Raw genomic sequence first — 25,599 nt, 5'->3', positions numbered from 1 at the left:
AGGAGGATTGTTATCCCTCACTCTGTTTTAAGCAATCGATTCAATGTCTTCATCGGCAATATTGCTCGGAATGACGGTAACAGGTATTGCAAATGCTGTTCCCCGATTTCCAATCAGTTGAATCAGTGGTCCTGGTCCTTCTGCATGGGCACTGGCTGCTAAAACAATCAGTGCAATCTCCTTATCTTCGTTGATGAGTTTAGAAATTTCATCAATTTTTTCACCTTCACGGATAATGATTTCTGCTTTTAAAGCGTGGGTTTTGTGTACATCATGGGCAATTTCTCGCAATATTTTATCAGCAATTTGCGTTGATTCTGTGCGCATAACGTTATTGACACCAAGAAAATGTTGAAATTCTATACTGTCCACCACACAGAGCAATACCAATGTTCTGTTGGTATTTTGCGCATGTTGTGCGGCAAAAGCAACAGCACGGCGGCATTCTGGTGTTTCATCAATAATGACTAAAATTTTCTTCTTATGAGGTTTTTTCGGATTTTTTCTCTTAGAAACCATGAGTTGCTCTCTATATTCTTGACCATTGAAACCTTATTGTTTCATGTATCGTGTAAAAATCCAACGATTTGACGGATTTTTTTCATATTTTTTTCTGCTAATGCACCGGCACGTTGTGCGCCATCATGCAAAACAGAGTCAATATAAGCATTGTCTTGATGCAAGCGACGCAGTTCCTCTGTTATTGGTGCAAGCTTATGGACAACAAGGTCCGCTAAGGCTGTCTTGAACAGTGAAAACTGTTGCCCGGCAAATTCTGAAAGGACTTTTTCTTTGCTTGAGCAAGCAAAGGCCGCATAAATACCAAGAAGATTGTTGATCTCTGGTCGTCCTTCTAGAGCTGTTAGTGTATCGGGAAGAGGAGCGGAGTCCGTTTTTGCTTTGCGGATTTTTTTGGCAATAAGATCCGCATCGTCGGTTAAATTAATGCGCGAAAAATCGGAAGGATCTGATTTGGACATCTTTTTTGTACCATCGCGCAACGACATAATGCGCATCGCTGTCTCTCCTATTAGCGCTTCTGGCATTGGGAAAAAGCCTGTTCTTTCTTCTTCACCCATTGGCATTGAAACAGCAAAATTTAACTCTGCAATGCGATCAGAATAGTCGTTATTGAATTTTTGCGCAATATCTCTTGTCAGTTCAACATGCTGTTTTTGATCTTCACCTACTGGAACATGTGTGGCACGATAGAGTAAAATATCAGCAGCCATCAGACTTGGATAAGCAAAAAGCCCAAGGGACGCTTTTTCACGATCTTTGCCTGCTTTATCTTTAAATTGCGTCATGCGTTGAAGCCAACCAATACGGGCGATACAATTGAAAATCCATGCCAGTTCAGCATGTTGGAAAACACGCGATTGGTTAAAAATAATGTGTTTTTTGGGATCAATCCCAGCCGCTAAAAAAGCGGCGGTGACGGCTCTTGTTGATTCAGTCAAAGTAAGGGGATCTGGATTTACTGTAAGGGCATGCATATCGACAACGCAATAGAGGCAATGATGCGATGTTTGTAGCTCAACCCAATGTTTGATGGCGCCAAGATAATTGCCAAGATGTAAGTTTCCACTCGGTTGTACACCAGAAAAAACAAGCGGTGTGAAAGTCTCCATAGAAGTGTTCTTTCTTAAAATAAAATTATGCCTTTTGCGTTTTGTGTCAAAATGCCTTTCTGAAAGCAAGTTAAAATATTAGAGTCGTTTTTTGAAGTTTTTAAGGGTGAGGAAAAAAGAACGCGTATCAATTAAAAAATAGGTGCTAAAATAGATCAAGAAGAGAGCAAGCATTATCCCTGATAACGTGCTCGCACGTAAGAAAAATGATGCTTGTGAGGATAAAGGGAAAGACAAAAAGCCAACTCTATTCAGGAGATAATAAAGGGCTATCGTGCTTAAAACAGTGATGAGTATCAGGCAGGAAATGCGTTTTATTAGTTGTGCGTCAACTTTCCAATAGCCGCGTTTGATGAGGACAGCACAAAGCAACAGGGTGTTCACCCATCCAGAAGTGATTTCGGCAATGACAATGCCGCGGGCGGATAAAAGGGGAAATAATGTTAAAGCAAGACTGATATTGATGAAAACACAAATGCCGGTGAAAATCATCGGTGTTTTTGTGTCTTCATGGGCAAAAAAATTGGGAATAAATACTTTAATGAGGACAAAGGCGGGAAGCCCTAATCCATAAAGTCCAAGGAGTTGTGCTACATGGTGTGTTGACTCACTGGTAAATTGTCCACGTTCAAAAAGCAAACTGACAATGGGTGTGGAGAGCAGCAAAAAGGCAACCGATGCTGGGAGCGTTAATAAGAGGGTGAGTTCAATAGAGCGGTTTTGTAAATCATGTGTTTCTTCATGCTTCTTGCTGCGCAGAGCTCTTGTTAATTCTGGTAGAAGAACCGTTGCAATAGCAATTGCTATGACACCTAGGGGCAATTGATAAAGACGATCCGCATACATCAAAGAAGAGACAGCACCCGATTGGCTGGAAGCAATGTTGGTATTAATGAGCAAATTGATTTGCGTAATCCCTCCTGTAATGGCAGCAGGGAAGGCTAAAGTTAAAAGCTTACGAACATTGGGACTGAAATGGGGACGGCGAAAGAAAATCTTCATGCCACTGCGACGCAAAGCAACAGCGATTAAGGTGAGTTGGAGAATTCCGGCCGCTAAGACACCCCAAGAAAGATTTAAGCCGATATGCCAAGCATCAAGTTTATAGAACCAAGCATAGGCAAGCACACAGATGAGAATAATATTCAAAAAAAGGGGGGCGACAGCTGCAATGAAATAGCGCCGCAAGGCATTTAACATGCCCCCCATCATGGCTGCTAACGACATGCAGGTTAAATAGGGAAACATGATTGCGGTAAAATGAATCGTCGCGTTAAATTTTGTCGCATCTTCTGCAAAGCCTGGCGCAATAATGGTTCGTACCAAAAAAGGCATACTGAGTTCCATGGCAATGGTTAAAAGTAACAGCAGCGAAAAGAGAACGCCAAACACCTCTTCTGCGAATTTGCCAGCAGCTTCGCTGCCATCTTCCGTAATTTTTTTCGAAAAAAGAGGAACAAAAGCTGCGTTAAAGGCGCCTTCAGCAAAAAAACGGCGAAATGTATTGGGAAAACGAAAAGCCGCATTGAACGCATCGGAAACAGGACCCGTTCCAAGAGCTGCCGCCATTAACATTTCACGGATAAAGCCAAAAATACGGCTCATCAGGGTTCCAGAAGCAACTGTTGCAAATTTTTTAAGTAAAATCATAAAAATATATCGTGTTTGTCATAAAAGACAGGTGGTAAAAAATCAGTATAAATCATGAGATTATAAAAATCCGGTTAGCGTCTTAATACAATAGTGTTAATAAATACTCTTTTAAAGTGCTTTATGCTGGTGTTTCTTGTTCTTTCAAAAATGCATGAAGCGTTTTTAAACGTGTTTGTTACTTCCTGTGCTAAAGTTTTTAGAAGCATGCACAAAATATTAAAATTTCTTTCTCTTCAATTAAAGAGAGAGGACAGAAGAGAAAAGAACGCAAAAAAGTGAGGAGGGTTGATCATTCTTTCTGTGAATGCTTTATTGCGCTTTTTCTGCTTATCATACAGAGGGTGTTTCTTTGTTTTTTAGACTCTTTTGTTTGCTGCTTAAAATGATGATCAGTTCTGTTTTTCTTTGATGAAAAAACAACAAAGAGTAAAGAGCGCAAATTCCTCAAGCAGAGAGTGCAAACAATTCTCTTGCTTGAGAAAGAAGGGAAAAGCATGAAAGAGTGAGAGTTTATAGATGCATCATTGTTATTTTTGCATGCACAGCTTTGTGTGGTTGAACACCTTGTTGTGTCGCTTGTTCTTGCTTGAAGGATTTTGCTCCTTCCTCTTCTTTCATTGTTGATGGGGTAAGGGGTTCTGGATGTTCTTGGGAATTGTTCCTTTGTCTGGATTGATGCAAATTTTGTGCTGGGTGTTCAGCAAATGTGTGGAAAGAAAATTCTAGATGGGGAATGCTCTGTCGGAGTTCTTTTACGGACTTGACGATTCTTATAATTTTCTGTGCTTCACTGAGTGATGTGCCAATCATGTTAGCAAGTTTTTCGTCATTGTTTTCCTTGATTGCTTCATGTTCACTTACTGATAAGCGTGCATTGATTTTTTTGTTATAAGCTCTCACTTCCTCTCTCAGCGAAAAAGATTGTGATAAAGTTTCTTGCTGTTGTTCTTTTGTCAGGGAACATAGATTTTCCAACCATGTGCTAGGCATTTCTACGGATTGTTCACAGCGCTTTTGTTCCGCAGAATGGTTTTGCAAAATCTCCTTTTCTGCTTGTTTAAAAGTATTCACATAATGATCAATAGCGACAGATAAAGGCACAATATTCTCTGCAGCACACGTGCGTGCATTATTTGTTATGTGTCCTATATTGATACCAGCAAGCTTAGCAATAGATTGAGGGGATTGTATAATTTGACATGCACGCCTCTCTCCTTCAAGGGGATTTTCATGAATCATTACAATTCTGTCTTCTAAAATATGCGGATGGCCATAAACAACTTTGCACAAAGCTTCGATTGCTTGTTTGCTGGTTTGAACCGATATGTGATTTTTAATCCTTTCAATTGTTTCTTTTCTCGTGAGAGGGGCTCTTTTTTCTTTTGGGATGAGCGTTTGTTGTAAGTCTTGAATCCTTGGTGTTGTAAAGGAGAGAGTGTCACCAATTTTTAATGTCTTTAATTGCTCTGGTGTAAGGTGTTTTTTATTGCCGACAATAAAACAATCCTTGTCTTCAATCATGAAGCTGTTGGCTCCACAGCCTCTATAAAGGCCCCTATAAGTTTCACCTTCTTTCGTCATTATAACAAGATGATTGTTAATATTCTCAAAGCCAATCTTTTTCATGTTGAACATAAATTCTTTTAAAATAAACGTTTTTTCTGGATTGGAGATATCTTCGAAAAGGTCTTTCATAGGTTGTGCATTGTTGTCTTTCAGGGACGCAATACTGGCAAGATTCATGCGTTCTGTTGTCGCAAGAGAAAAGTCTAATTTGTGACCTGCAACTTCAGCAAGTTTTTCAAAAAACATTCGTTGCGTGCGTCCATTGCCTTCTCTGAAAGGATGCGTATAGTTTAGCTGTATCATGATTTCAGCGGCATTTTCAACAAAGTCCTCGCGCGATAAGCCTTGCAAATAATTGTTCTCGCTAAGCGTTTTATCTAAATTTTCAAGACCTTCTTGCACCTTACTTCCCAATGCGAAGAAAATACCATCTTTTTTCATCTCTGGCATGCAAGCTACAGTGCCATCTGCAAAGGTAAAGGGTTTATCACGGGTATGGCCTGCCCATTCAAAAGTGTTTCGAAATAAAGTGTGATGAAGAGAGAGAAGATACAAAGATGTTAGCTTTGGTGGTGCTGCTTCTTGGCGTAAATTGATCATCGCTTTTGCGGTATCATGGGCACACTGTATTTGTAATTTTCGATAGTCTTCTATTCCATATTTATTTTTCAGGGTGACACTATTGGGATAAAAGAAATTACGGGAGAGTTGATAATTTTTTTGAATTGCAAGAATTGAAGAGAAGGGATTGTCGGGGGAGGTAAGAGGGGTGTCATCCAATCTTTCCGTAGCTGTGGTGGTGTATTCCGTCGTTTTTGGGGGATGTTGTTGCTCCCTTTGAGGAGCGGGAGAGCGTTTTATTTCCGCCACTTGGGCTGTCATTCTATCATTTTCAATGCCGTCACTGATCTGTAAAATGGTTTTTTTATATTCTTTCTGTCTTTGTACAAGAGAGTAAGAAGATTGCGAAATTTGTTCTGTTCTCTGTTCGCTTTCTTGCAAAACTTGCTTGATATCCTCTGTTGTGTGAGGAGAAATATGAGAAGAAGGTTTTGAAAAAGTTTCTCCTTCTCCTTTTCTTGTTTGCGGAGGGGTATCACTTTTCAGTGTTTCGAGATTTTCTTGTTGCGGGATGGGGGGGGCTCTGTTCTATCCAGATCTTTGGTCACAGGGACTGTAAAGGTGAATTTATTGCCAGGTTTTAATGTCTCTAATTGTTCTGCTGTGAGATGCTTTTTGTTACCAATGATGAACCGTCCATTAATGTCCATCAAAAAACTCTCTGCTCCGCAGGCTCTATATTTGCCTTCATAAATAATACCTTCATTTGCTGCTACAACATACTGATAATGGATATCATCACCTCCGATCTTTTTCATATGCTCCAAGAAGTCCTTTAAAATACGACATTTTTCTGGATTAGAAATATCTTCAAAGAGATGTTGCATTGGATTAAGATTGCCATCTTGCGCTGCCGCAACACTCGCAATCACCATGCGTCCTTTTGTCACAACAGAGAAGTCTAGATGATGCCCTGCAGATTCGCCAAGCTTTTCAAAAAACATTCGTTGTGCACGCCCATTTCCTTCTCTAAAAGGATGTGTGTTGTTAAGAGAAACAAACAATTCTGCCGCCTGCTCAACAAATTCTTTGCGTGATAAGCCTTGCAAATAATTTTTCTCGCTAAGCGTTTGGTCTAAATTTTCAAGTTCTTTTTGAATCTGTGGACCAATGGCAAAAGAAATCTCAGCATTTTCTTTTTGCATAGCCGGCATACCGGCAACAGTGCCATCTGCAAAGGTAAAAAGTTCATCACGGGTATGGCCAGCCCATTCAAATGTATGTTGAAACAAGCGTTGATGAAGATATTTGAGATAGGAGGAATCTATTTTTTCTGGCGTAGGTTCTTGGCGCAGATTGATCATTTCCCGTGATACATCATGGGCACATTGCTCGTTCAATGCTATTTTGTCCATGATGCCATATTTATTTTTCAGTGTCTTGCTACTGGGGTAAAGGAAATTATGCTCGAACATGTGCGTCTCTTTCTATCATATAGCTTGATTTATGAGAGTATTAAACTGTTCTGGTGAAGACTCTTCCCTTGCACATTCTTCTAAAACTTTAGGCGTTTTTAAAGAACCTATGATCCTTTTAAGCAGATGTGTGTTGATGGTTGTGTCAAATGATTTGTGGTATGCTTATCCTTTTTCTTGTGAGAGCGATATGCATAACAACACTTTGTGTTTTTATGCATATCGCCTTCATGTTTTTTATATTGACGTTTACCTCCCCTGAACGCCTTCTTTTTTTGATGCTTTAAGCATTTTTTATCAAGAAGGACGTTCAGCTCAATGATTTCAGAAGGGATTTCAGAAGGTTTTATATTTTTTACGGATTATCATTATGTCTATAGTTCATTTTTTAACTCTTGAGATCAAATGATAGAAATTGTTTGATAAAACTTTGCTATGGTATTGCACAATACTCCTTGATACAACTGCTGTTGAAGGGACCAAATAAAAGGCTAAAGTTGATGCATATTTAGAGGGTAAAAGCTCTGCCTTTTTCTGTCTCAACTTTGCGTGGTCGAACGTCTGGTGGAATCATCTTTTCTGCTTGCTTGAGAGAGACTTCAGCAGCCTTTTGATGGGCATTTTCTGATGAATGTTCAAGCTTTTTATGAGAATTTGACAGGTCTTGTTGTTGCAAGTCTTTTTCTGGGTTTCTCTTTTCTGCTTTCTTGAGAGAGGTTACAGCAGCCTTTTGCTGGGCATTTCCTTGTGAGCGTTCAAGCTTTCTATGAGGATTTGGAAGGTCTTGTTGTTGCAAGCCTTTTTCTGGGTTTCTCTTTTCTGCTTGCTTGAGAGAGGCTTCAGCAGTCTTTTGATGAGGATCAAAGGTCTCATTTTCTGGAGAGAGGCTTCAGCAGTCTTTTGAGGGGCATTTTCTGGAGAGTGTTCAAATCTTTTCTGCTTGCTTGAGAGAGACTTCAGCAGCCTTTTGATGGGCATTTTCTGATGAATGTTCAAGCTTTTTATGAGAATTTGACAGGTCTTGTTGTTGCAAGTCTTTTTCTGGGTTTCTCTTTTCTGCTTTCTTGAGAGAGGTTACAGCAGCCTTTTGCTGGGCATTTCCTTGTGAGCGTTCAAGCTTTCTATGAGGATTTGGAAGGTCTTGTTGTTGCAAGCCTTTTTCTGGGTTTCTCTTTTCTGCTTGCTTGAGAGAGGCTTCAGCAGTCTTTTGAGGGGCATTTTCTGGAGAGTGTTCAAATTGTTGAGGAGAAAGCGAGAGATCTTGCTGTTGTTGCAAGTTTTTATCGAGGGGTCTAGACAGTGTATAGGCTTGTTGTTGTTGATGGTTTTCTAAAATGTTTTCTTTGGCATGTTTTAGAGCTTCTGCATAACCTTCAATGGCACTCGCTAGAGATGAAAGAGCCTCCTCAGCATCTTTGCGTGCTTTGTTTTTCAAGCCATGGAAGTTGCGACCAGCAAGTTTACCAAACAAATGAGGAGCAGTTGTCACTTGCCATGCAAGCTCATCTCCTAGAGAAGGAGATCTGTCTATTTCTTCAAGTCTGTACTGCAAAGCACCTGGGTCACCATAAGCAACGCTACAGAAATAGGTAATTTCTGCATGACAATATTTTACCATTGTACTACTGCGCACTCTGCGGGCAATTTCCTTTTGCGAAAGGGGAGCTGTTTCTTTCTCACGGTTAAGTAACTTTTGTAAATCTTCAGCCATTTCCTCTGCACTCATTGACGACATCCTACGATATGTTTTTATTGCTGCATTGCCAAGAAGAGCGCTCTTTCTTGCCTGTTTTACACTATCGGCATAATTTTCAAGAGCAAGACAGAGGGCAGAAATGTTCTCTTCAGCATTTTTTCGTGTTTGACTTTTTACACCAAAAACTTTTTTTCCAGCAAGCGGACCAACAAGTTTAGGTCTTGCTGCAACTTGACATGAGAGACTTTCGCCCAAAGCAGGGTTGTTTTCAATTTCTGTAAGTTTTTGTTCAAAAACATTTGGGCTGCCATAAACACGTTGAGAAAAATCCTTGACTGCATCTTTACAGGCTAGGACCAACGGATTGTTTCTCACTTTTTCGAGAATTTCCTCTTGAGAGAGAGATTGATTTATTCTTGGGGGAGTAACAGTTGAAGATTTGCTTTTATCTTCTTGAGGAGTTGCATTTCTTTGCTCTTTGTGTCTTTTGAGTGGTGGTTTATGCGGAGCAGCTGTCGTAAAGACGTCATCACTTCCTTGAGAAGAGCTGCTGTTTTGCTGCATGGCTTTTGTACGGGGTGGTTTTTGCGGGGCAATTGTTGCGTAAAGACCTTCACTTTCTTGAGAAGAGCTGCTGTTTTGCTGCATGGCTTTTGTACGAGGAGGTTTTTGCGGAGCAAGTGTTTTGTAGAGTCCATCGCTTTCTTGGGAAGAGCTGCTGTTTTGCTGCATGGCTTTTGTACGAGGAGGTTTTTGCGGAGCAAGTGTTTTGTAGAGTCCATCGCTTTCTTGGGAAGAGCTGCTGTTTTGCTGCATGGCTTTTGTACGAGGAGGTTTTTGCGGAGCAGTTTTTTTGTAGAGGCTATCGCTTTCTTGAGAAGAGTTACTGCTTAACTCTTTGTCTCTTGCACGTGGTGGTCTTTGGGGAGGAACCCTTGGGGATGATGCTTGGCTGTCTTGCGTGGTTGTGATGCTTAACCCTCTCTCGTGCGCGCGCGGTGGTCTTGGGGGGGCAACTCTTGTTTGTGGCGTAGGTGTTGTGTGGAGGACCTCATTTTGTTGTTTTTGGGATGCTGTGTTGTTTTTTTGCATGTCTCCCGCATGTGCTGCGCTTGGTGAAACAACGCTTGCCTGTACGGTTTCTTGTGGGGGTTGTTGGAGAGGTGATTTTTGCTCCTTTGGGGGGACATTTGAGTTAGAGGGCATTGTGGTGGTTTGTTGTTGCGGATTTTCAAATTTTGCCATCAGTTGTGCTATAGTAGAGGAGGGAGTTTTTTTTTTCATGCGTGTTTCCTTTCAAATTTTTACAATATCTTTTTATTTTTTAATTCCCCTCTTCATGGCTCTCTCCATCTTTATTTTAATGCTTCTTCATTGCTTTTTATGGAGGATGCCAAGTGAAGTGCTTTCAAAAGATTTTGCATTCTTTATGTAAATGATAGTCAATATTTGTAACTGAAAATGCTGTTCTATGAACCAGTTAGGCTTAATTTAAAGAAAGTGCTGATCAAATTTTCATTTTATTGCCTCTTTTGCTTCGTGAAAATTGCGTAAAAAAACAGGATGAAAAGCGAAAATTTCGATATGCTTAGTTGGCGAGAGCCATCGTTTTTGGGCATGCAACCTTTTGAGGGTGAATGTCTGATCTTTTTTCATGTGTGTGAGAGGGTTCACGGGTCTCAAGATGTGAGGTGGAGGGTAAATATTCAGGGACTCTAGAAGATTTTTGTAAGTTGTGGTGTCTTTGTAAGTCTTTCTCTTGTTGAGTAGACGGTTCATGCTGTTTTTGATGCACTGCTGTAAGCTGCTCTTTTTGCAAATTGACGGCATTTGCATAATTGTCAACCGCGTCAATGAGATGGGAAAGACCTGCCTCAGCATGTCTTCGTGCATTGTTTCTAAAGCCACACATGTTGATACCCGCGTAGTGATGAAAAGATTGAGGATAGGCGGCAAGTTGCCATGTGAACTCCTCTGCTATAATGGGATTTTGGAAAATCTCTTCCATTTGTTTTGTAAAAAGATTCGCATTGCCAAAAACAACATCGCTCCAATATTTGACTTGTGCATGATATCTTTTGACTGCTGGCTCTTTTTGAATCATAGCAGAGATTTCTGCGCTTGAGAGTGCGTGTTGCGCCCTTTCAGGATGGGCTGGGTTTTGTAGAATCTCAGTAAGTGCTTCACGGCCCATAGAGTGTTCATAATGCATGAGGACTGTGTCTGGATTCATCAAGAAGTCTTCTCTTGCAGATTTTACAGCCTCTTTATAACCAGCAAGAGCGTTACACAGAGCAGAAAGACTTTCTTCTGCATTTCTGCGTGCTTGATTTTTGAAACCCAAAAGATTGATACCGGCAAGTTTAGAACTCGCAAGATGGGCTGTCGTTTGCCATGAGAGCTCTTCTTCCATGGTAGGATTTTTTTGAATTTCTACCATTTTTGCTTGTAAAGCATCTTTGTTACCATAAGCAATGTGGCACAAATTTTGGATTTTTTCTTGATATGTTTTTACCAATTGGCTGTGAGGAAGAAGCAGCATCATTTGTTGTTCTGAGAGAGCCATTGCTGGTCTTTGTGAAGTTGCTGCCGCCAAGAGAGCTTCATTTTCTTGAGAAGATGTGCTGTCTCTCTGTATGCTTTTTGTACGTGGCGGTTTTTTCGGAGATTCTGTTGCGTAGGAATTCTCTCCTTCTCTGGAAAAGAAAAATACCTCCTCATCTTCTTCCAGTATAGTTGAAAGCCCCCTTCCTTGTTGGGGCATTGCGGTGTTTATGGTTTCGAGAGAGGGACTCCTTTCAGGGAGATCGCTTCTCATGAGTGGGGGTGTTGGTTGAGACGGAACGGATGTTGATAAAATGTCTTTAGTGCTCGTTGGCGTGCTTCCTATAGGTTGTTGCTGCTGTTTTTTTTCTAAAGGAGAAGACGGTTTGTTGCTTTGTGCGGCAGGTTTTTGGGAAAGATTTTCTGAGGTAGTGTGCCCTGTAGCCGTTTGTTCGTAGAAGTTTATGAGTTGTTGTACTGAACGGTGCGGAGGAGAGGGTTTGTTTTTTTTCATATATGTTTCCTTTCAAAATTGTTTCAGAAAACCTTTTTAGTGGATAGGCTACCTTTTATATGATTGTTTTATCTGCACCATACTCCTTCGAATGGCTTGTAAAATTTGCACTACTCATCACCCTGTAAGAGACATTGACGTCTTCTATACAGTCTTTTTATGCAATTTTATCAATGATTTATGTAAAGTTACGCAATCTCTTGTGATGATTTTTTCTATAACATTTGACAACAATCCTTAGCGCAACCGTTTTATTTTGGTTGCGCTAAAAATCAGATCAAAGGCAAAAATGTATGCATTTTTCCTTTATCCACACTTACATCGCAAAAGCCATTCCACTTTGCTCTCTGCCGCGGTGGTGCCTTTCTTGTTGTGGAGATTCATGCTCCCTTCCTTGGCGTTGATGGCGATCATGATGGTGGTGGTGTCCACGCTCTAGACTTTCTTGACCTTTCTCAATACCCTTGTCTTGGCTATGTTCACGTGTAAGAGCTTTGTGTAGCTTTTTTGCAGTCCTTACATGTCGTTCAAGAGCATCACAAAGGGGCTGAAAACCGTCTTCAGCTGCTTTGCGGGCTGGGCTTCTGACGCCAAGTGCTTTGTGACCCGCAAGCTTACCAGGGCTTTCAGGATCTTCCATCAGTTTTTGTAAGATGTCACGTCCTTTGCTAGGATCATTAAGAATCTCAAAAAGTTTCTCATTCAAAGCATTCTCGTTACCATACACAGTTGCGCACCATACTTTAACTTCGCTTGCACCATATTGGTAGGCTGTGTTTTTTAAAAGCCCTGAAGTTACTAAATCTTTCGTTGTTTGGGGAGGTGACGTTCTTCTTCTTGCTTCCACACCTTCGTAGATAGGGTTTTCTCGGTGGTCAGCGTCTGGTCCACCATTTCCTCTACCGAGCTCTGCGTAGACACTTTCTACTGGTTGCGCGGGATTGCGCCCTCCACGTGGGTCTATTTCTGCGTAGAGATGCGTTGATCTTCGTTGAGGATTGCGCCCGCTATTGCCACCGAAGTCAAGATCTGCGTAGTGATGTTCTGGTTGTTTATGAGGATGTTCTCTATCTATATACCAGTTTTGGGGTTCTTCGAGGGATGCTCGCCAATTGTTTTTTGACAGATCACTTACTGAATAGGGGCTTACGAGCTCTTCACGCTGTTGTCCACGACGCGGTCTTGAAGAGGAACTGGCGCCTTGTAGTGGGTATTGTGGGGCATAGGGAGTTTCTGGTGTTTGTGCCTGATGCTGCTCTCTTTTTGGTTTATTAACCTGTGCATAGAGATCTTCTGGATTAACTGCTGAAGAAGGGCTTTGTTGATGTTTTTTCATGCATGTTTCCTTTCAAAAATTTAGAAAACCTCTTTGGTGCATTCTCCACCTTTATGCTTAAATCGCTTTTACAAAAAAGGTGCTCATTTGAATGACTGAATGACCTCCAAAGATTCTGCGCTATTCACTGTTAATGTAATTGATGTTTGTGTCTTTTATACAGTTTTTTTGTGATATTTTATCAATAACTTAAATAAAATTACTGGGTTTGTTTTGATGGAACTTTTTTGTAATATTTTAGAACATTCTTGGCGCAATCGAGAGGGAATGATTGGCACCAAGAGATCAGAGCCAACGCTCAATGTTCTGTTGATTGTTAGCTGGTAAGAGCGAGGGATGAAGAGCGACTAACTTTGAGGGCGCGTGCTTGACATTGTGCTTCTTTGGTATGGTCTACGGCTTTGGCAATGTCTTTGGCTTTGCTTTCTGAGGTGCCAAGCAGGCAAGAAAGTCTTGTGATATCTTTGTCCTGTATGGCTTTACGCTCTTCTGATGACAAACGACAGTGTAATTGACGCCCATAACTATGCAGTTCTTGTTTTAGTGTAGGAGAATGAGACAAGGCTTCTCTTTGTTGATCCACTGGTAGAGAAAAAAGAGTTTGCAGGTTTCTTGAGGGTTTTTCAACAGATTTGCCCAAGCGGTTTTGTTCTTTTGCGTGTTGCTCTAGAATTTCCTCCTTCGTCTGTTGTGCTATTGTTACATAATTTTTAAAGGCTTCACAAAGCTGTGGAAGATGCTCTTCAGCTTGTCTTCGCGATGGGCTTGTTATGCCAAGAACTTTTCTTCCCGCAAGTTTACCAATGGCTTTAGGATTTTGCGCTATTTGATTGACAAACTGTTCCCCCAAGCTTGGATCACCATTTGTGATCTCCATCTGTGCTCTTAACGCATGCCTCTTGCCATAAACACGTTTTGATAAATTCTCAACTTGTTTTTGGCATGTTTCGATAGAGGGATCATCTTGCAGCCTATCAAAAAGTTCTTTAGGGGAGAGAGGCGCTAATGTTTCTTTCGGAATTAGAGTTTCTCGTATATTTTGAACATTGGTTTTTTCAAAGCAGAGGCGGGCGCCATTTTGTAAGTTTTTGATTTGCTCTGGTGCGAGATCATCTTTGTGGCCCACAACGAAAGCGCCTGCCACTTCCATAACAAAACCTTCTGCTGAAGACCCCATATAGAAACCATCGTAAGGTACACCTTCTTTTGCGGCGACAACAACGCGATTGTTGATTTCATTGAGACCAGAATTTCTCATCTGGGAGATGAATTCTTTTAAAAGCTGTGCTTTTTGCGGATGGGTGATATCTTCAAACAAATCTTGCATTGGCTGTGGGTTGCCATTTTGCATGGCTTCAATACAGGCAAAGTTCATGCGTGCTTGTGTGACAAAAGAAAAGTCAATCTTATAACCTGCTGCTTCCCCAAGTTTTTCCATGAACATGCGATTGACACGTCCATTCCCTTTTCGGAAAGGATGGATATGATTGAGTGTCGCAAAAACTTCAGCGGCCTCGGTAGCAAACTCTTGGCGTGATAAGCCTTGTAAATTGTTCTTGGCGCGAAGACTTCGCTCTAATTTCTTTAGTTCTTTTTGAATCTGAGAACCGACAGCGAAGGGCATCTCATAACCTTTGGGGCGCATTGCTGGCATACGTGCTGTGGAGCCATCCGCAAAGGTAAAGGATTGATCACGCGTATGGCCAGCCCATTCAAAAGTTTGATAGAAAAGACTCCAGTGAATCTTTTTTAGGTAGTCAGCATCAAATTTTTGTGGTGGTGGTTCAAGGCGAAAATTTACTGCTGCTTTGGCTGCATTTTTGGCACTGCGTGTATAGAGTTGTTGTGGATCTGTGATACCATATTTATTTTTCAGTGTTTTGCTCTTTTTATACAGATAATTTTGCTCTAACATCTTTTTTTCCTTATGAGGCGGGGTTGGTGGATAAGCGTGCTAAACGCTTTGTGTTCAAATTCCCCCCTTCGCGTCTTTTTTTGAGATTTTAAGCTTTTTAAGAGAGAGCGTTTTATTTTCTCAACTCTCTATTTTGTAGAGGTGTGATGGATTGTATCAAGTGTTGCACGGGGTTTTGGTCATTTTTTTTGCATAAAAATGGATGGTGTGTTGGCGTTGTTGGTAGGGAAGGTGGTCTTTTTTGGTTTGTTTAGAGAGTGCTCTCTTTGAGGGAATTCCTCTGATTGGTTGGAGTGGTGATAGATGCTCTCTTTTTCAGTTATTTTCCTTTCTAAGCCGTTTTACTCAAAAGCTCTTTGTTCGGTGTCTAAAGAATGGAGTTTTGATCATGATTGCTGTTGGTCTTTTAAAGGGCTTTCACAATGCGCTGATGTTGGGGGCCGGCACGTATAAAATTTGCATGTATAAAAGGAGTGATCAAAAATTTCTCCATTATGATTTTTCTTTTTGGGCGTGGTTTTTTTGGGGGGCTATACAGAAACTCCTTTTTAATGGACCTTTATGAAAGAAAATGTTTGTTGTTGCTGTTCTCTTGTTGTTATGATCCTGACCGTTTTTCCCATAACAGGGGGTTAGTTTTTCTTTTTTTGTGGAGCAAAACGGTTCTTGTCAGCAGCTGCTAACATCTCTTTTCTTCTAAAATAGATCGCTCGACCACATCGTAAAGGGGGATGCCCTTGCATAAGGATAATTTGTTCATCTTGACGCATTTTCTGAATCACTTCATGCGGTAAAATGAGGGCTCGTTGTTGATAATTAAAGTTGTAAGAGCTCTTGCCCAAAGACAAACCTCTCGATTTGCTTGTGCCGGTTACTTCAACGGTCATTTGACCGCAGCGTTCTGAAATATCTTTGGCTGTTTGGAGATCTTTAATGGCGGCGTAACTGACAAATGAACAGCTTTCAAACCATGATCGGGCTCCTGCTTCGCCAAAGTGATTGACCAACTGACCCGTGGATTGATAAAAAAGCATCAAGGATGTGCCGTATTTACGACCACGGTCGCGTGCCTCTTCTAAAATATTCATGTAACCAAGAAGATCAACTTCATCTAAGACAAATAAAACACGCTTTTTATAATTTCCATCAGCTGTGATCATGGCATTTAAAAAGGCACCAATAATCACCCGTCCAATGGCTGGATAACTGTTTAAAATACTCGCTGGGAGATTGAGAAAAACATCTGTATTGCCATTTGTGATATCCGAAGATGCAAAGTCATCACCGCAAACAAGATCAGCGTAATTAGACAAAGAAAGCCATTGGGTGTCTTTTGATGCAGTCGTGTAGACCCCTGAAAAGGTTTGCTCTGCCATTTCTGTAAAAACACCAACCATTTCACGAATAAAAGGAGAAGGGGTTGTTTCTTGAATGACACGGAGTTGATTGACAACAGCCGTTTCTGATTGAGACAACATCCCCCGTAATGTTTTCAAATTGCGTTCACTGTCTTCATATTCATCTGAGAAGATCACATGGGCAAGAAGAGCGGTTAAAAGATTATGCGCTTGTGTTGAAAAATATTCCGCCGAAGAATTCTCTGATTTCTTATCAGAGAGAAGCAATTTGGCAAAACTCACAATATTGGCTTCCCGTTGTGTGCGTGGTACGCTGTCATCTAAAAGCCAATCGATCACATTAAAGTTTTTTGTTAAAATAGAATTGGGATCAAGAACAATAACATTTCTATTGCCCATTTTTTTTCGAGCAAATCTCACCATTGGAGCAACTTCCGTGGAAGGGTCAAGGCAAACAATGGAGCCTGGATAGGTTAAACAGGTCGGAACCACCGTGCTTGTTGTTTTATAACCACCAGAGCCGGCAAAAAAGATCATGTGCGTTGAACCAAAATCAAGATTAAAAGAAAGCAAGGGCACTTTTCCACCTTTTCCCCAAGTGCTTTTATTGCCAGGTGCAAAGGGAATATTGCAGACATTATCTTGATCAACACGGTATCTTTCGCCAACAACAATTTGACCATTGGCAGGAAAGATTCTTCCGGCTTCTCGTAAATTCATCCATGCCGCATCACCAAAAACACCTTTTTTGGCACGCTTGACTTTGTTATCGTGTGGAAAGCTTATAAAAATTTGAATTGCTAAAAAAACAAAGCCGGTAATAACACCATAGATAACCATGGAATCCATAAATTGGAGAGCATAATTCCACGTTATGCCTTGTTGACCAACATAGGGACTTAAGCGTATGACTTCACCGCTGATGTGGTAAAGGGCAAGGAGCGCAAAAAAAACAGCTGAGACATGTGTAATCGCTTTGCGGAGGTGTAGTTTTTGTAACAGCGTGTAAAATAAGAAAACAGCAGCTACCAGCCCTAACATCAATAACGGTTCTGAGCGAAGATACCAATAAACTTGATCATTTGTTAAACCATTGGTGATCAACAACAAAAAATGAGGAACGAGGAATATTGTTAAAATGCCTAAAGGGATTGGCATTAAAATAAGCGCAAGTTGCGTTTTTGTGTATTGCATTGTCTCTTACTTCCAGTGTCTTTATCCGAGTGTGCTGTAAACGATGTTTTTAAAAAGTGGTGAGAGAGCGTTCAATACTCTCTCTTTTCATATGCGAGAGAAGGTGAGAAAGATCTCCTCGCCATCAATGATCAATGTGCAAAGGGAGATGCAAATTTTTACATTTCTTAGCTGACCATAGCCAGCACATTGGAACGATTAATCTTACGGAGGGAAACTTGTTCATGGGCTGCTTTGGCTTTCTCAACAATATTGGTAATTTCCTTTGCTTTTTGTTCTGCTACACCAAGACTTTTCGCAAGTGTTTCATAATCATGGGTTTTGATCGCATGAGTTTCGTTTGATGAGAGACGATGCTCTAAAGTGCGTATGAAACTGTGCAGTTCTTGGTATAACAGAGGAGATTGAGATAAGATTTCTGTTTGTTTTTCTGGTGATAAGTAAAGAAGATTTTGTAACTCTTTACTCGGCTTCTCTACCTCTCTTCCACGGCGTGCTTGTTCGTTTTGATGTTCTCGCGTGATGGCATGACGCGCATAAGTGACAGCATCCGCATAATGTATAACGGCACGAGAAAGCAGAATGACATGCTCTTCGGCTCTTGCGCGCGCTTGCGTTCTAAAGAACAAAAAATCGGCACCGGAAAGAGAAGAAATAGAATGAGGAACGCGTTTAATCTGATTAGAAAACTTTCGACTTAAATCTGGATTTTTAAACATCTCTTCCATCTGTTCGTTTAATATTTCTGAGTTGCCATAAACGATTTTTGACAAATGTTGAATTTGCTCTCGAGCTGTCTCAACATGAACACTGTTTGCAACCCTTTGTGCAAACGCACGTTCTGTAAGAGGTTCTAGTCTTTCTTTGGGAATGAGGGTGTTTTCAAGCTCTTGTGCCTTTGGAGCTGTAAAAAGCATTGTATCACCGGATTTTAAGGTTTTTATTTGTTCTGGCGTAAGCTGCTTTTTATTGCCGATGATGTAAATCTCTTGCGTTTCGAGCAGAAAGCTATGAGAATTCACATCTTGATAGGTGCCAAGGTAAGTAACACCTTCTTTTGCTGCCATAACAGGACGATCATCAACATCACGCCGAAGTTCTTTCATGCTGTTCATAAAGGATTGTAATGTACGTATTTTTTCGGGATTGGAGATATCTTCAAAGAGATGCCACATAGGTTCTGGATTGCCATATTGTGCTGCTTGCGTATAGGCAGCCATCATGCGCTCTTGTGTTACCAGCGAAAAGTCAAGCTGATGCCCCGCTGCTTTGGCAAGATTTTCAAAGAACAGTTGCGCTGCGTGTTCATTGCCATCTACAAAGGGGTGGATATTTTTGAGAGAAACAAAGATGCCTACCGCTTGAGTGATAAATTCTTGGCGCGTTAAGCCTTGCAAATTATCTCTTTCGGCAAGTGTTTTCTCTAATTTTTGTAAATTTTCAAGGATTTCCGCATCACTGACAAAAGCCTTGTCCCATTCTGCCCTTTTCATTTCCGGCATAGCGGCTGTGGTGCCATCTGCAAATGTGAAGGGAGCCGTGCGGATTTGTCCAGCCCATTCAAAGGTATTTTGAAATAATTGGTGATGGAGATGACACAGATAAGCAAAATCAAAATGTTCTGGCAGCGCTTCTTCACGCAGCTTCTTCGTTGCTTGTTCTCTATCATGCGAACATTTTTCTAAAAAGAGTTTTAAATTCGTTTCTCCATATTTGTTTTTAAGTACGTTGGTATCAGGATAGATATAATGATGCGGTGAGGGGATTCCTTTCGTTTTTGACTTTGCTTTTGGCATAATGACCTCCTTATAATAGAACGAGATTCAATAAGATGGCTTATGGTGGCATTAAACTTTTTATGTGAAATGTCTCTTTTTGCCTCTTCTCCTAAAAGAGAGCGTTGTTCTTTTAAGGGGAGAGATATTGAGTGTTCTGCGTGCGTTTCCTCTTTGTGATCTTGTTATCCTTCTCTTAAAGTTATCATTTATTGTGTCTATTTTATTCTGTTCATATGGCTCTAAAATGACGCCTATAGTGTGAAATATCGCCTTTTTTCTCTAGACACTATGAACAGTTGTTTTTCTCATGAGAGCATGGGTTTGTTAAAATACCTCCTTGCTGTGGGTGTTCCAATGAAGGAAAAAGAGTGCAAACTGTTTAGCTCGCCATAGCGAGTCCTTTTGAGCGATTGGATGTACGGACTTGCGATTGTTGGTGTATTTCTTTGGCTTGCTTCGTGATATCGGTAATTTCCTGTGCTTTACGTTCTGAGACACCAAGACTTTTCGCAAGTGTTTCATGATCATTGTTCTTGATGGCCTTCTGCTCGTTTGATGAGAGACGCGCATTGATCTCTGTTACAAAACCGCGGAGTTCTTTTTGAAGAGAGGGAGAAGCTTGTAAGGTTTCTTGCTGTAATTCTTTTGGTAAAGCGAAGAGATTTTGCAAGTTCTGATTTGGCATTGCTACTTTTTGTCCGCAGCGTTTTTGTTCTGCTTGATGCTCTTTTGTGATTTCTCGTTTAGCATTTTTTACAGCATGTGCAAAATTTGTAACGGCATGACAGAGTGTTTCAATATGCTCTTCAGCATCGGCACGTGCTTGATTTTTTAAGCATATGAAGTCGAAACCGGCAAGATGCGCAATAGAATGCGGACGCTTCGCAATCTGTGTCGCAAGTTGTTGACTAAGATTTGGATTTTTAATAAGTTCCTCCATCTGTGCGTTTAATATTTTCGAGCTTCCATAAACAATTTTTGCCGATTTCTGGATTTGTTCGCGGCATGCATTGACACAAGCATCTTGGCTAATCATTTCGGCATATTCATCTTGCGTCAAAGAGGTTCGTGCCTCTTTGGGAATGAGCGTGTTTTCAAGATCTTGTGCTTTGGGGACTGTAAAGGTAAATTTATCACCGGGTTTTAAGGTTTTTAATTGTTCTGGTGCGAGATAATCTTTGTTGCCAATGATGTAAGCACCTTTGACATTGACTGTAAATCCTTCAACACCAGCACCTCTATACGTTCCTGAGTAGGTCTCACCTTCTTTTGCAACCATAACAGGGCGGTCATTTACATTACGTCCAAGAGCTTTCATGCTGTTCATGAATTCTTTTAAAATACGCCTTTTTTCTGGATGGGAGATATCCTCAAACAGATGGTGCATAGGCTCTAGATCACCATCTTGCGCTGCTGCAATACTGGCAGTTGTCAGGCGTTCTTTTGTGGCAAGCGAGAAGTCAAGTTGATGCCCTGCTGCTTTGGCGAGATTTTCAAAAAAAACGCGTTGTACGCGTCCATTCCCATCTCTGAAGGGGTGGAGTTGGTTGAGAGAGACAAATATTGGCGTTGCTTCTTTAACAAAATCTTCACGTGTTAAGCCTCGCAAATTATTTTTTTCGGCAAGTGTTTGTTCTAGTTTTTGTAAGCCTTCTTGGATTTCGTCACCGACGGCAAAAAAAACCTCCGAGTCTTTTTTTTGCATTCCTGGCATGACGGCTGTGGTGCCATCAGCAAAGGTGAAGGGAACATCGCGGGTTAAACCAGCCCATTCAAATGTCTTTTGAAATAATTGGTGGTGAATACGGCAGAGGTAGGTGCTATCAAATCGTTCTGGTAGGGGTTCTTTTCGTAGATCGGTTGCTGCTTTTTCTGTATCATGTCTCGATTTTTGAACGAAGGTTATAAAGTCTTTTGTTCTATATTTATTTTTCAGTGTGTTGGTGCCAGGATAGACATAGTGATGAAGCGAGGGCATTCCTTTTGTTTTTGTTTTTGCTTTTGGCATTGTTATTTCCTTATAATATAGCACTGTCCATAAGAATGTTAAATTCTTCGAGTGAAAGATCTCTCTTTGCGGATCTTTCTAAAATTCAAGCGTTTTTTGATGAAGTGTTATCCCCTCAATTGCATGACCGTTGATGGCTGCATTAACTGCTTTACGGCGCTTTTTTTGAATTCTTTTGCTCTATGCGATAAAAGATCTTTTGTTCTTTTTGTTGCCATTTGTTCTTCCTTATCGTTTTTCAGCAGTTGCTTTAAAAGGTCTTGCGGAGGGTCTTTTCATGCCGTTACTCCCCGAAAATATTGCGTTGTTTGAACGGATCATAATAGATTTCTGTGACTTTAAACTTTCCTTTAATCCGTTTACATTGGATGATAATATCAATCATTGAGATCAAGAGCCCTCGAATATCATCACGCTCTAAATCACTTCCACCGTCACTTTCTTTGACCAGAAGGGTCATTTGTTCAAAGGCAGACAGGGCCGTTGAGGCATGAACCGTGGTAATTGAACCAGGGTGACCTGAATTGACATTGCGGATATAATAAAAGGCTGTACCATCACGAAGCTCTTGTAAAAGAATGCGGTCAGGGCGCATGCGTAAAGCAGATTCAAGCAATTCTTTGGGACCAATAGAAGCTAAACCCTGCCCATCTTTTGAGTAGATCATAGAAACATGGTTTTGTTGTGGGACAACCAGTTCTTGTGTATCTTCAATGGTGATAATACGTTCATTACTGGGAATTTTGGCAATCAGTGCCTTTGAGAGTGTTGTTTTTCCCGAACCGGTTTTTCCGGAAATCAGAATATTTTTTTGATGTTGTACAGCTTGATTTAAAAAGGAAACAAAGTCCCTGTTGCAATAAGCCGTTATCAAGTCATGTTCAATGTTTTTAAGTTCATGAGAACGCGATTGATAATCTTTTAAAGGGGTAAATGAGACCTGTTCACACAAGGAAAAAAGATCTTTATTGGCAAGATCTTCTAGGGAAAAATTGCGTGATGACGGTTTGCGAATTGTTATACTGATGGTGTCTTTTTCTACCGCTGGAGGAATGACAATTTGAATACGTTCATTATTGGGTAGCGTCGCTGATAAGATGGGATTTTTATCCGATATATTTTGTTTAGAGTAGGAGGCGACAACTTTAGCAATCCCCATAAGCTCATTAAACGAAAGAGCTGGTGCCTCTATGGTTTGCCATCCTTCAAACCCTTCCGTCATGATTTGATAGGGACGATTGATGACAACTTCAAAAAGACTTTCATCGTTCAAAAAAGCACGGATTGGCTCAAGTTTTGTTAAAACAATTGCAACAGTTTCATCATGCAAGGGGTCTATGTTTGCGTTCATTTTAAAGGCACCGTAGAATTTTAATAAAAGTTTCTTGAAAGGGTGCGATTGATAATTTTGTTTTTGTTTTCAATCACTTTCAATTTATAAACACTGGAAAAATCTAAATCGCGAGCCACAAAAACATTGACCATTTCCCCTTGATTTTTGGTCAAGGTAGGAGGAATATTGGTGTAATTTTCTGTGAGGATATTGGCAATATTTTGCCCCGAAGCGGCGGTTTCAGATTCTTTCTTCTCCGAACCTTTAGAAAGACGGTTTTTCGCGTAGCTTGTTGCATCTTTGACAATCGAAACAAGAAGCGCAGAGCCAATGCGTTCGAACCAATGATTATCAATATTGCCATCCATACCAGAACGTCCCAAAGAATCCGTAGCAGGTGAAGCTAATGTGATAATGACACCATCGGGGGTTTTCGCTCTATTCCAGAGAACAAAGAGGCGACTTTGCCCTCTTTTTAATCCAGCGCGATATTCGCCAACAATTTGTGTGCCTTTATCAAGGAGGACAACGCGGCCATTGTCTGATAAAATATCTCTGGAAACGATACAGCTGGTAAACCCTTGTTGATCACTGCTAATTGCTGTTTCTAAAATACAGGGAATAGAAGAACCCATGGCGATGATGTAGTTGCGGTCACCAAGTGTTGAAGCACGAACACCTTCAAGGGTTGTGGGCTTGAGAAGATTATTAAAGCGTTGTGCTGTTTCATCAGGCTTTTTTTCAAGTGGGTTCAGTGCAACACCATTATTTGTTGCTGCTTGTCCTTGCTGTTGATTTGCATAGGCCAACACAGGAGCACGTTGTGCTGCTTCCAAAAGCTTAGTGTCAGCGGTTGATTGATTATTTATTGTCGGTGTTGGGAGCTCAACTTTGGGTAACAGAGTGCTCTTTTGTTCGCTTTGTTTTTGTTCACTTTGTTGAAGAGGTGTTGGTTTTATATCAGCAGGGCGGAAAATCTCTGTTTGCTTAATAATCCCTTTTCTGGGAGGTTCAACAGATTGTTTTTGTTCTGTGGCAAGTGTTGAATATGCTAAATAAAGACAGACACTGAAAAGAATAAGAAGGACAGCTGCTTTTCCTATCTTGCTCTGTTGGTTCTTTCCGCGAGCGTCTTTTATTGTATCACGATCATTGAAGTCTTTTTCATCCATTTTGTCATTCATGGCTGTTTCCTATATGCACTTTACGTTGTACAGAGGGGGATGTTGTACCCGTTTCGGGGTTGATACCTTCAGGAGCAAACCTTCTATTGAAGATGCACAGCACGTCATTGCCACGGCGTAAAGTAAATTGCGCGGCTGTCGTATGAACGATAACCTGATTGCCTTTAATGGTTTTGGGAACCAGAGATTCTTGCCCATCAGAAGAGACAAGATAAATGGCAGGAATTTCGCTGTTGCCTACAAATGTAAAGGTTGTTGTTTTACCATTGTCATAAACAGAACTAGGTTCTATGAGCGTTGAGCCTTGTGCTTCATAAGCCCAATTGCGTGGTCCGAATTCTTCATGAATATTGAGAATATCATTGACAAAATTTGCCTCACGCTGTTCAGCCTTTGCTGCTTCAGCTAATTTTTTGCGCAAAGCTTCATCCTCTGGATAGCGAAACTTGACGAGAAAATAGGTTTCATTGCCTGCTGAAACATCACCTTCTCGCACTTGGAGCTCAAATTGATAAGAGCGTTTGCTACCGTCTTGGCGGGTGGTGACAATTTGTAAATTGGTGACAGGTTGAACTTCGCGTGGTTTTAAAAAAAGAAAGTGGCCTGCTGGTGCAACTTGCCAAGCAACAGAATTGCCAATACCGACATAGGTCACTTCTTCATCATCGGCAAATTCCAGCTGCACTGAGGAACGAATAGAACCAATAATTTGCGTAACATTGTAAGGATCGTAATTAACAAAGCGAATACGATTGTCTTTGCGTCCACTTACAGGTGTTGTTTCGGCAAAGAGGGGCGCTGTATAACCGGTTATTGCGACGATGAAAGTGAAAAAGATTATTTTTGAAAATTGGCTCATTGTATCACCTCTGGATCGGATCTATATTCCGATACTTGAAAACCAAGGGGATTGATTAAGCGGTCTGTCGTGGAAATGTGTGCATTAATATAGGAAAAGTTTAAGATCGAAACCCAATGGGAAATTGTTTCTTTGCCATTGAGGTCTCTGACCGCTTTGTAATAACGCACTTGAATAAGATCTTTGCTTAAAAAAGAAATCGATTTGATTGTGACCGTAGCACTCATATTTTGATAGATATTTTGTGGACTTTCTGGATTGTTGCCGGCATACCATTTAGCAAAACGATTTTGTTCGGCAGGTGAAGAGAGCAGAGAGACCAAGCTAAAATTATTTTCTGCTTCTGATGATAGAAATCCCTCACGGGCACGAACATATTTGGCAGCAAAATAGCGTGTTATTGCTTCATCATAGTCATTGGGAGATTCCTTGAGGGCGTGCACTGTATCAACAATACCTGTTGAATTATCAACGCGGATAACAAAGGGCTCTACGGTCTTTAAGGGGGTTAATGCTGCTACAGCTAAAGCTAAAGCGATGGTCATTAATCCAAAAAGCACTGTTAAAGCCATGGCAATTTTCATCCGTATGCGCATACCATACATGCGGTCAATATCGAATGAACGTGCCTCTTTTATATATTCTTCAAGTGCATCACTTTTCACGCGTATCCTCCACCGTTTTATCAAAGTGCGTTTCATGATTTAGGGGATTGAATGAGGCTTGCTGAAGCGTCACGTCCGCTGTTGCTTGTTCGCTTTCTAGGGTATTCAGGATGATGGGTGTTGTGATAGGTTTTACCATTTTTCCTTGTTGTCTATTTGTATCGTCCCAATCCCACTTATCCCTATTTAAAACGCGGGTCTGTTTGCCATTACAGCGTGGTGGCTTTTTGGAGCCACTCAGTGAAGCACAGCCGGTAAGGGTCATGGTTAGGATCACAAAAAAAGTTATTTTTCGTTTCATTTTTAAAACTCACAAATATTTTGGAATA

At 40.8% G+C, this 25,599-nt stretch carries 18 protein-coding genes; all 18 read right to left on the bottom strand.

From position 1 onward, the window contains the following. Nucleotides 1–27: 27 nt before the first annotated feature. The gene (locus tag LNM86_RS09250; protein ID WP_241437452.1) at nt 28–519 is read right to left on the bottom strand and encodes a universal stress protein; all 492 of its coding nucleotides are present in this window, start codon (nt 517–519) and stop codon (nt 28–30) included. A gap of 41 nt (nt 520–560) precedes the next feature. Continuing rightward, nucleotides 561–1,631 carry a tryptophan--tRNA ligase gene (trpS, locus tag LNM86_RS09245; protein ID WP_241437451.1) on the bottom strand — a complete coding sequence of 357 codons (1,071 nt, stop codon included), beginning with the start codon at nt 1,629–1,631 and terminating at the stop codon, nt 561–563. Nucleotides 1,632–1,709: 78 nt separating this feature from the next. After that, nucleotides 1,710–3,281, bottom strand: a complete 1,572-nt coding sequence (murJ, locus tag LNM86_RS09240; RefSeq protein WP_241437450.1) for a murein biosynthesis integral membrane protein MurJ — start codon at nt 3,279–3,281, stop codon at nt 1,710–1,712. A gap of 513 nt (nt 3,282–3,794) precedes the next feature. After that, nucleotides 3,795–5,852, bottom strand: coding sequence for a BID domain-containing T4SS effector (locus LNM86_RS09235; protein ID WP_241437449.1), 2,058 nt, complete (start codon nt 5,850–5,852; stop codon nt 3,795–3,797). A gap of 101 nt (nt 5,853–5,953) precedes the next feature. Next, entirely contained in the window at nt 5,954–6,826 is an 873-nt protein-coding gene (locus LNM86_RS09230; protein ID WP_241437448.1) for a Fic family protein, read from the bottom strand. Nucleotides 6,827–7,394: 568 nt separating this feature from the next. Further along, complete coding sequence (locus LNM86_RS09225; protein WP_241437447.1) at nt 7,395–7,682, bottom strand: hypothetical protein; 288 nt, start codon at nt 7,680–7,682, stop codon at nt 7,395–7,397. Nucleotides 7,683–7,811: 129 nt separating this feature from the next. Continuing rightward, nucleotides 7,812–9,866, bottom strand: coding sequence for a BID domain-containing T4SS effector (locus LNM86_RS09220; protein ID WP_241437446.1), 2,055 nt, complete (start codon nt 9,864–9,866; stop codon nt 7,812–7,814). 304 nt (nt 9,867–10,170) lie between these two features. After that, the gene (locus tag LNM86_RS09215) at nt 10,171–11,640 is read right to left on the bottom strand and encodes a BID domain-containing T4SS effector (protein ID WP_241437445.1); all 1,470 of its coding nucleotides are present in this window, start codon (nt 11,638–11,640) and stop codon (nt 10,171–10,173) included. Between the two features lie 316 nt (nt 11,641–11,956). Further along, the gene (locus LNM86_RS09210; protein ID WP_241437444.1) at nt 11,957–12,976 is read right to left on the bottom strand and encodes a BID domain-containing T4SS effector; all 1,020 of its coding nucleotides are present in this window, start codon (nt 12,974–12,976) and stop codon (nt 11,957–11,959) included. A 316-nt stretch (nt 12,977–13,292) separates the two neighbouring features. After that, a complete protein-coding gene (locus LNM86_RS09205; RefSeq protein WP_241437443.1) occupies nt 13,293–14,891 on the bottom strand; it encodes a BID domain-containing T4SS effector in 1,599 nt (532 codons plus the stop codon). A gap of 632 nt (nt 14,892–15,523) precedes the next feature. Then, nucleotides 15,524–17,443: a Ti-type conjugative transfer system protein TraG gene (gene traG / locus LNM86_RS09200; protein ID WP_241437442.1), complete on the bottom strand. Its 1,920-nt coding sequence runs from the start codon at nt 17,441–17,443 to the stop codon at nt 15,524–15,526. Nucleotides 17,444–17,610: 167 nt separating this feature from the next. After that, a complete protein-coding gene (locus tag LNM86_RS09195) occupies nt 17,611–19,239 on the bottom strand; it encodes a BID domain-containing T4SS effector (protein WP_241437441.1) in 1,629 nt (542 codons plus the stop codon). A gap of 361 nt (nt 19,240–19,600) precedes the next feature. Further along, nucleotides 19,601–21,229 carry a BID domain-containing T4SS effector gene (locus LNM86_RS09190; RefSeq protein ID WP_241437440.1) on the bottom strand — a complete coding sequence of 543 codons (1,629 nt, stop codon included), beginning with the start codon at nt 21,227–21,229 and terminating at the stop codon, nt 19,601–19,603. A 283-nt stretch (nt 21,230–21,512) separates the two neighbouring features. Continuing rightward, nucleotides 21,513–22,580, bottom strand: coding sequence for a P-type DNA transfer ATPase VirB11 (virB11, locus tag LNM86_RS09180; protein WP_241437439.1), 1,068 nt, complete (start codon nt 22,578–22,580; stop codon nt 21,513–21,515). 20 nt (nt 22,581–22,600) lie between these two features. Then, nucleotides 22,601–23,746 (bottom strand): type IV secretion system protein VirB10, encoded by a 1,146-nt coding sequence (virB10, locus tag LNM86_RS09175; protein ID WP_241437438.1) that lies wholly within the window; start codon nt 23,744–23,746, stop codon nt 22,601–22,603. Continuing rightward, nucleotides 23,739–24,605, bottom strand: a complete 867-nt coding sequence (gene virB9, locus LNM86_RS09170; protein ID WP_241437437.1) for a P-type conjugative transfer protein VirB9 — start codon at nt 24,603–24,605, stop codon at nt 23,739–23,741. Before virB9 ends, virB10 begins: the two co-directional genes overlap by 8 nt. Further along, nucleotides 24,602–25,306 carry a VirB8 family type IV secretion system protein gene (locus LNM86_RS09165; RefSeq protein WP_241437436.1) on the bottom strand — a complete coding sequence of 235 codons (705 nt, stop codon included), beginning with the start codon at nt 25,304–25,306 and terminating at the stop codon, nt 24,602–24,604. Before LNM86_RS09165 ends, virB9 begins: the two co-directional genes overlap by 4 nt. Continuing rightward, nucleotides 25,260–25,571, bottom strand: a complete 312-nt coding sequence (locus tag LNM86_RS09160; protein WP_241437435.1) for a type IV secretion system protein VirB7 — start codon at nt 25,569–25,571, stop codon at nt 25,260–25,262. Before LNM86_RS09160 ends, LNM86_RS09165 begins: the two co-directional genes overlap by 47 nt. Nucleotides 25,572–25,599: the final 28 nt, after the last annotated feature.

The sequence above is a fragment of the Bartonella machadoae genome, from assembly GCF_022559585.1.
Taxonomy (GTDB): Bacteria; Pseudomonadota; Alphaproteobacteria; order Rhizobiales; family Rhizobiaceae; genus Bartonella; species Bartonella machadoae.
This window is presented reverse-complemented; position numbering and strand designations above follow the sequence as displayed.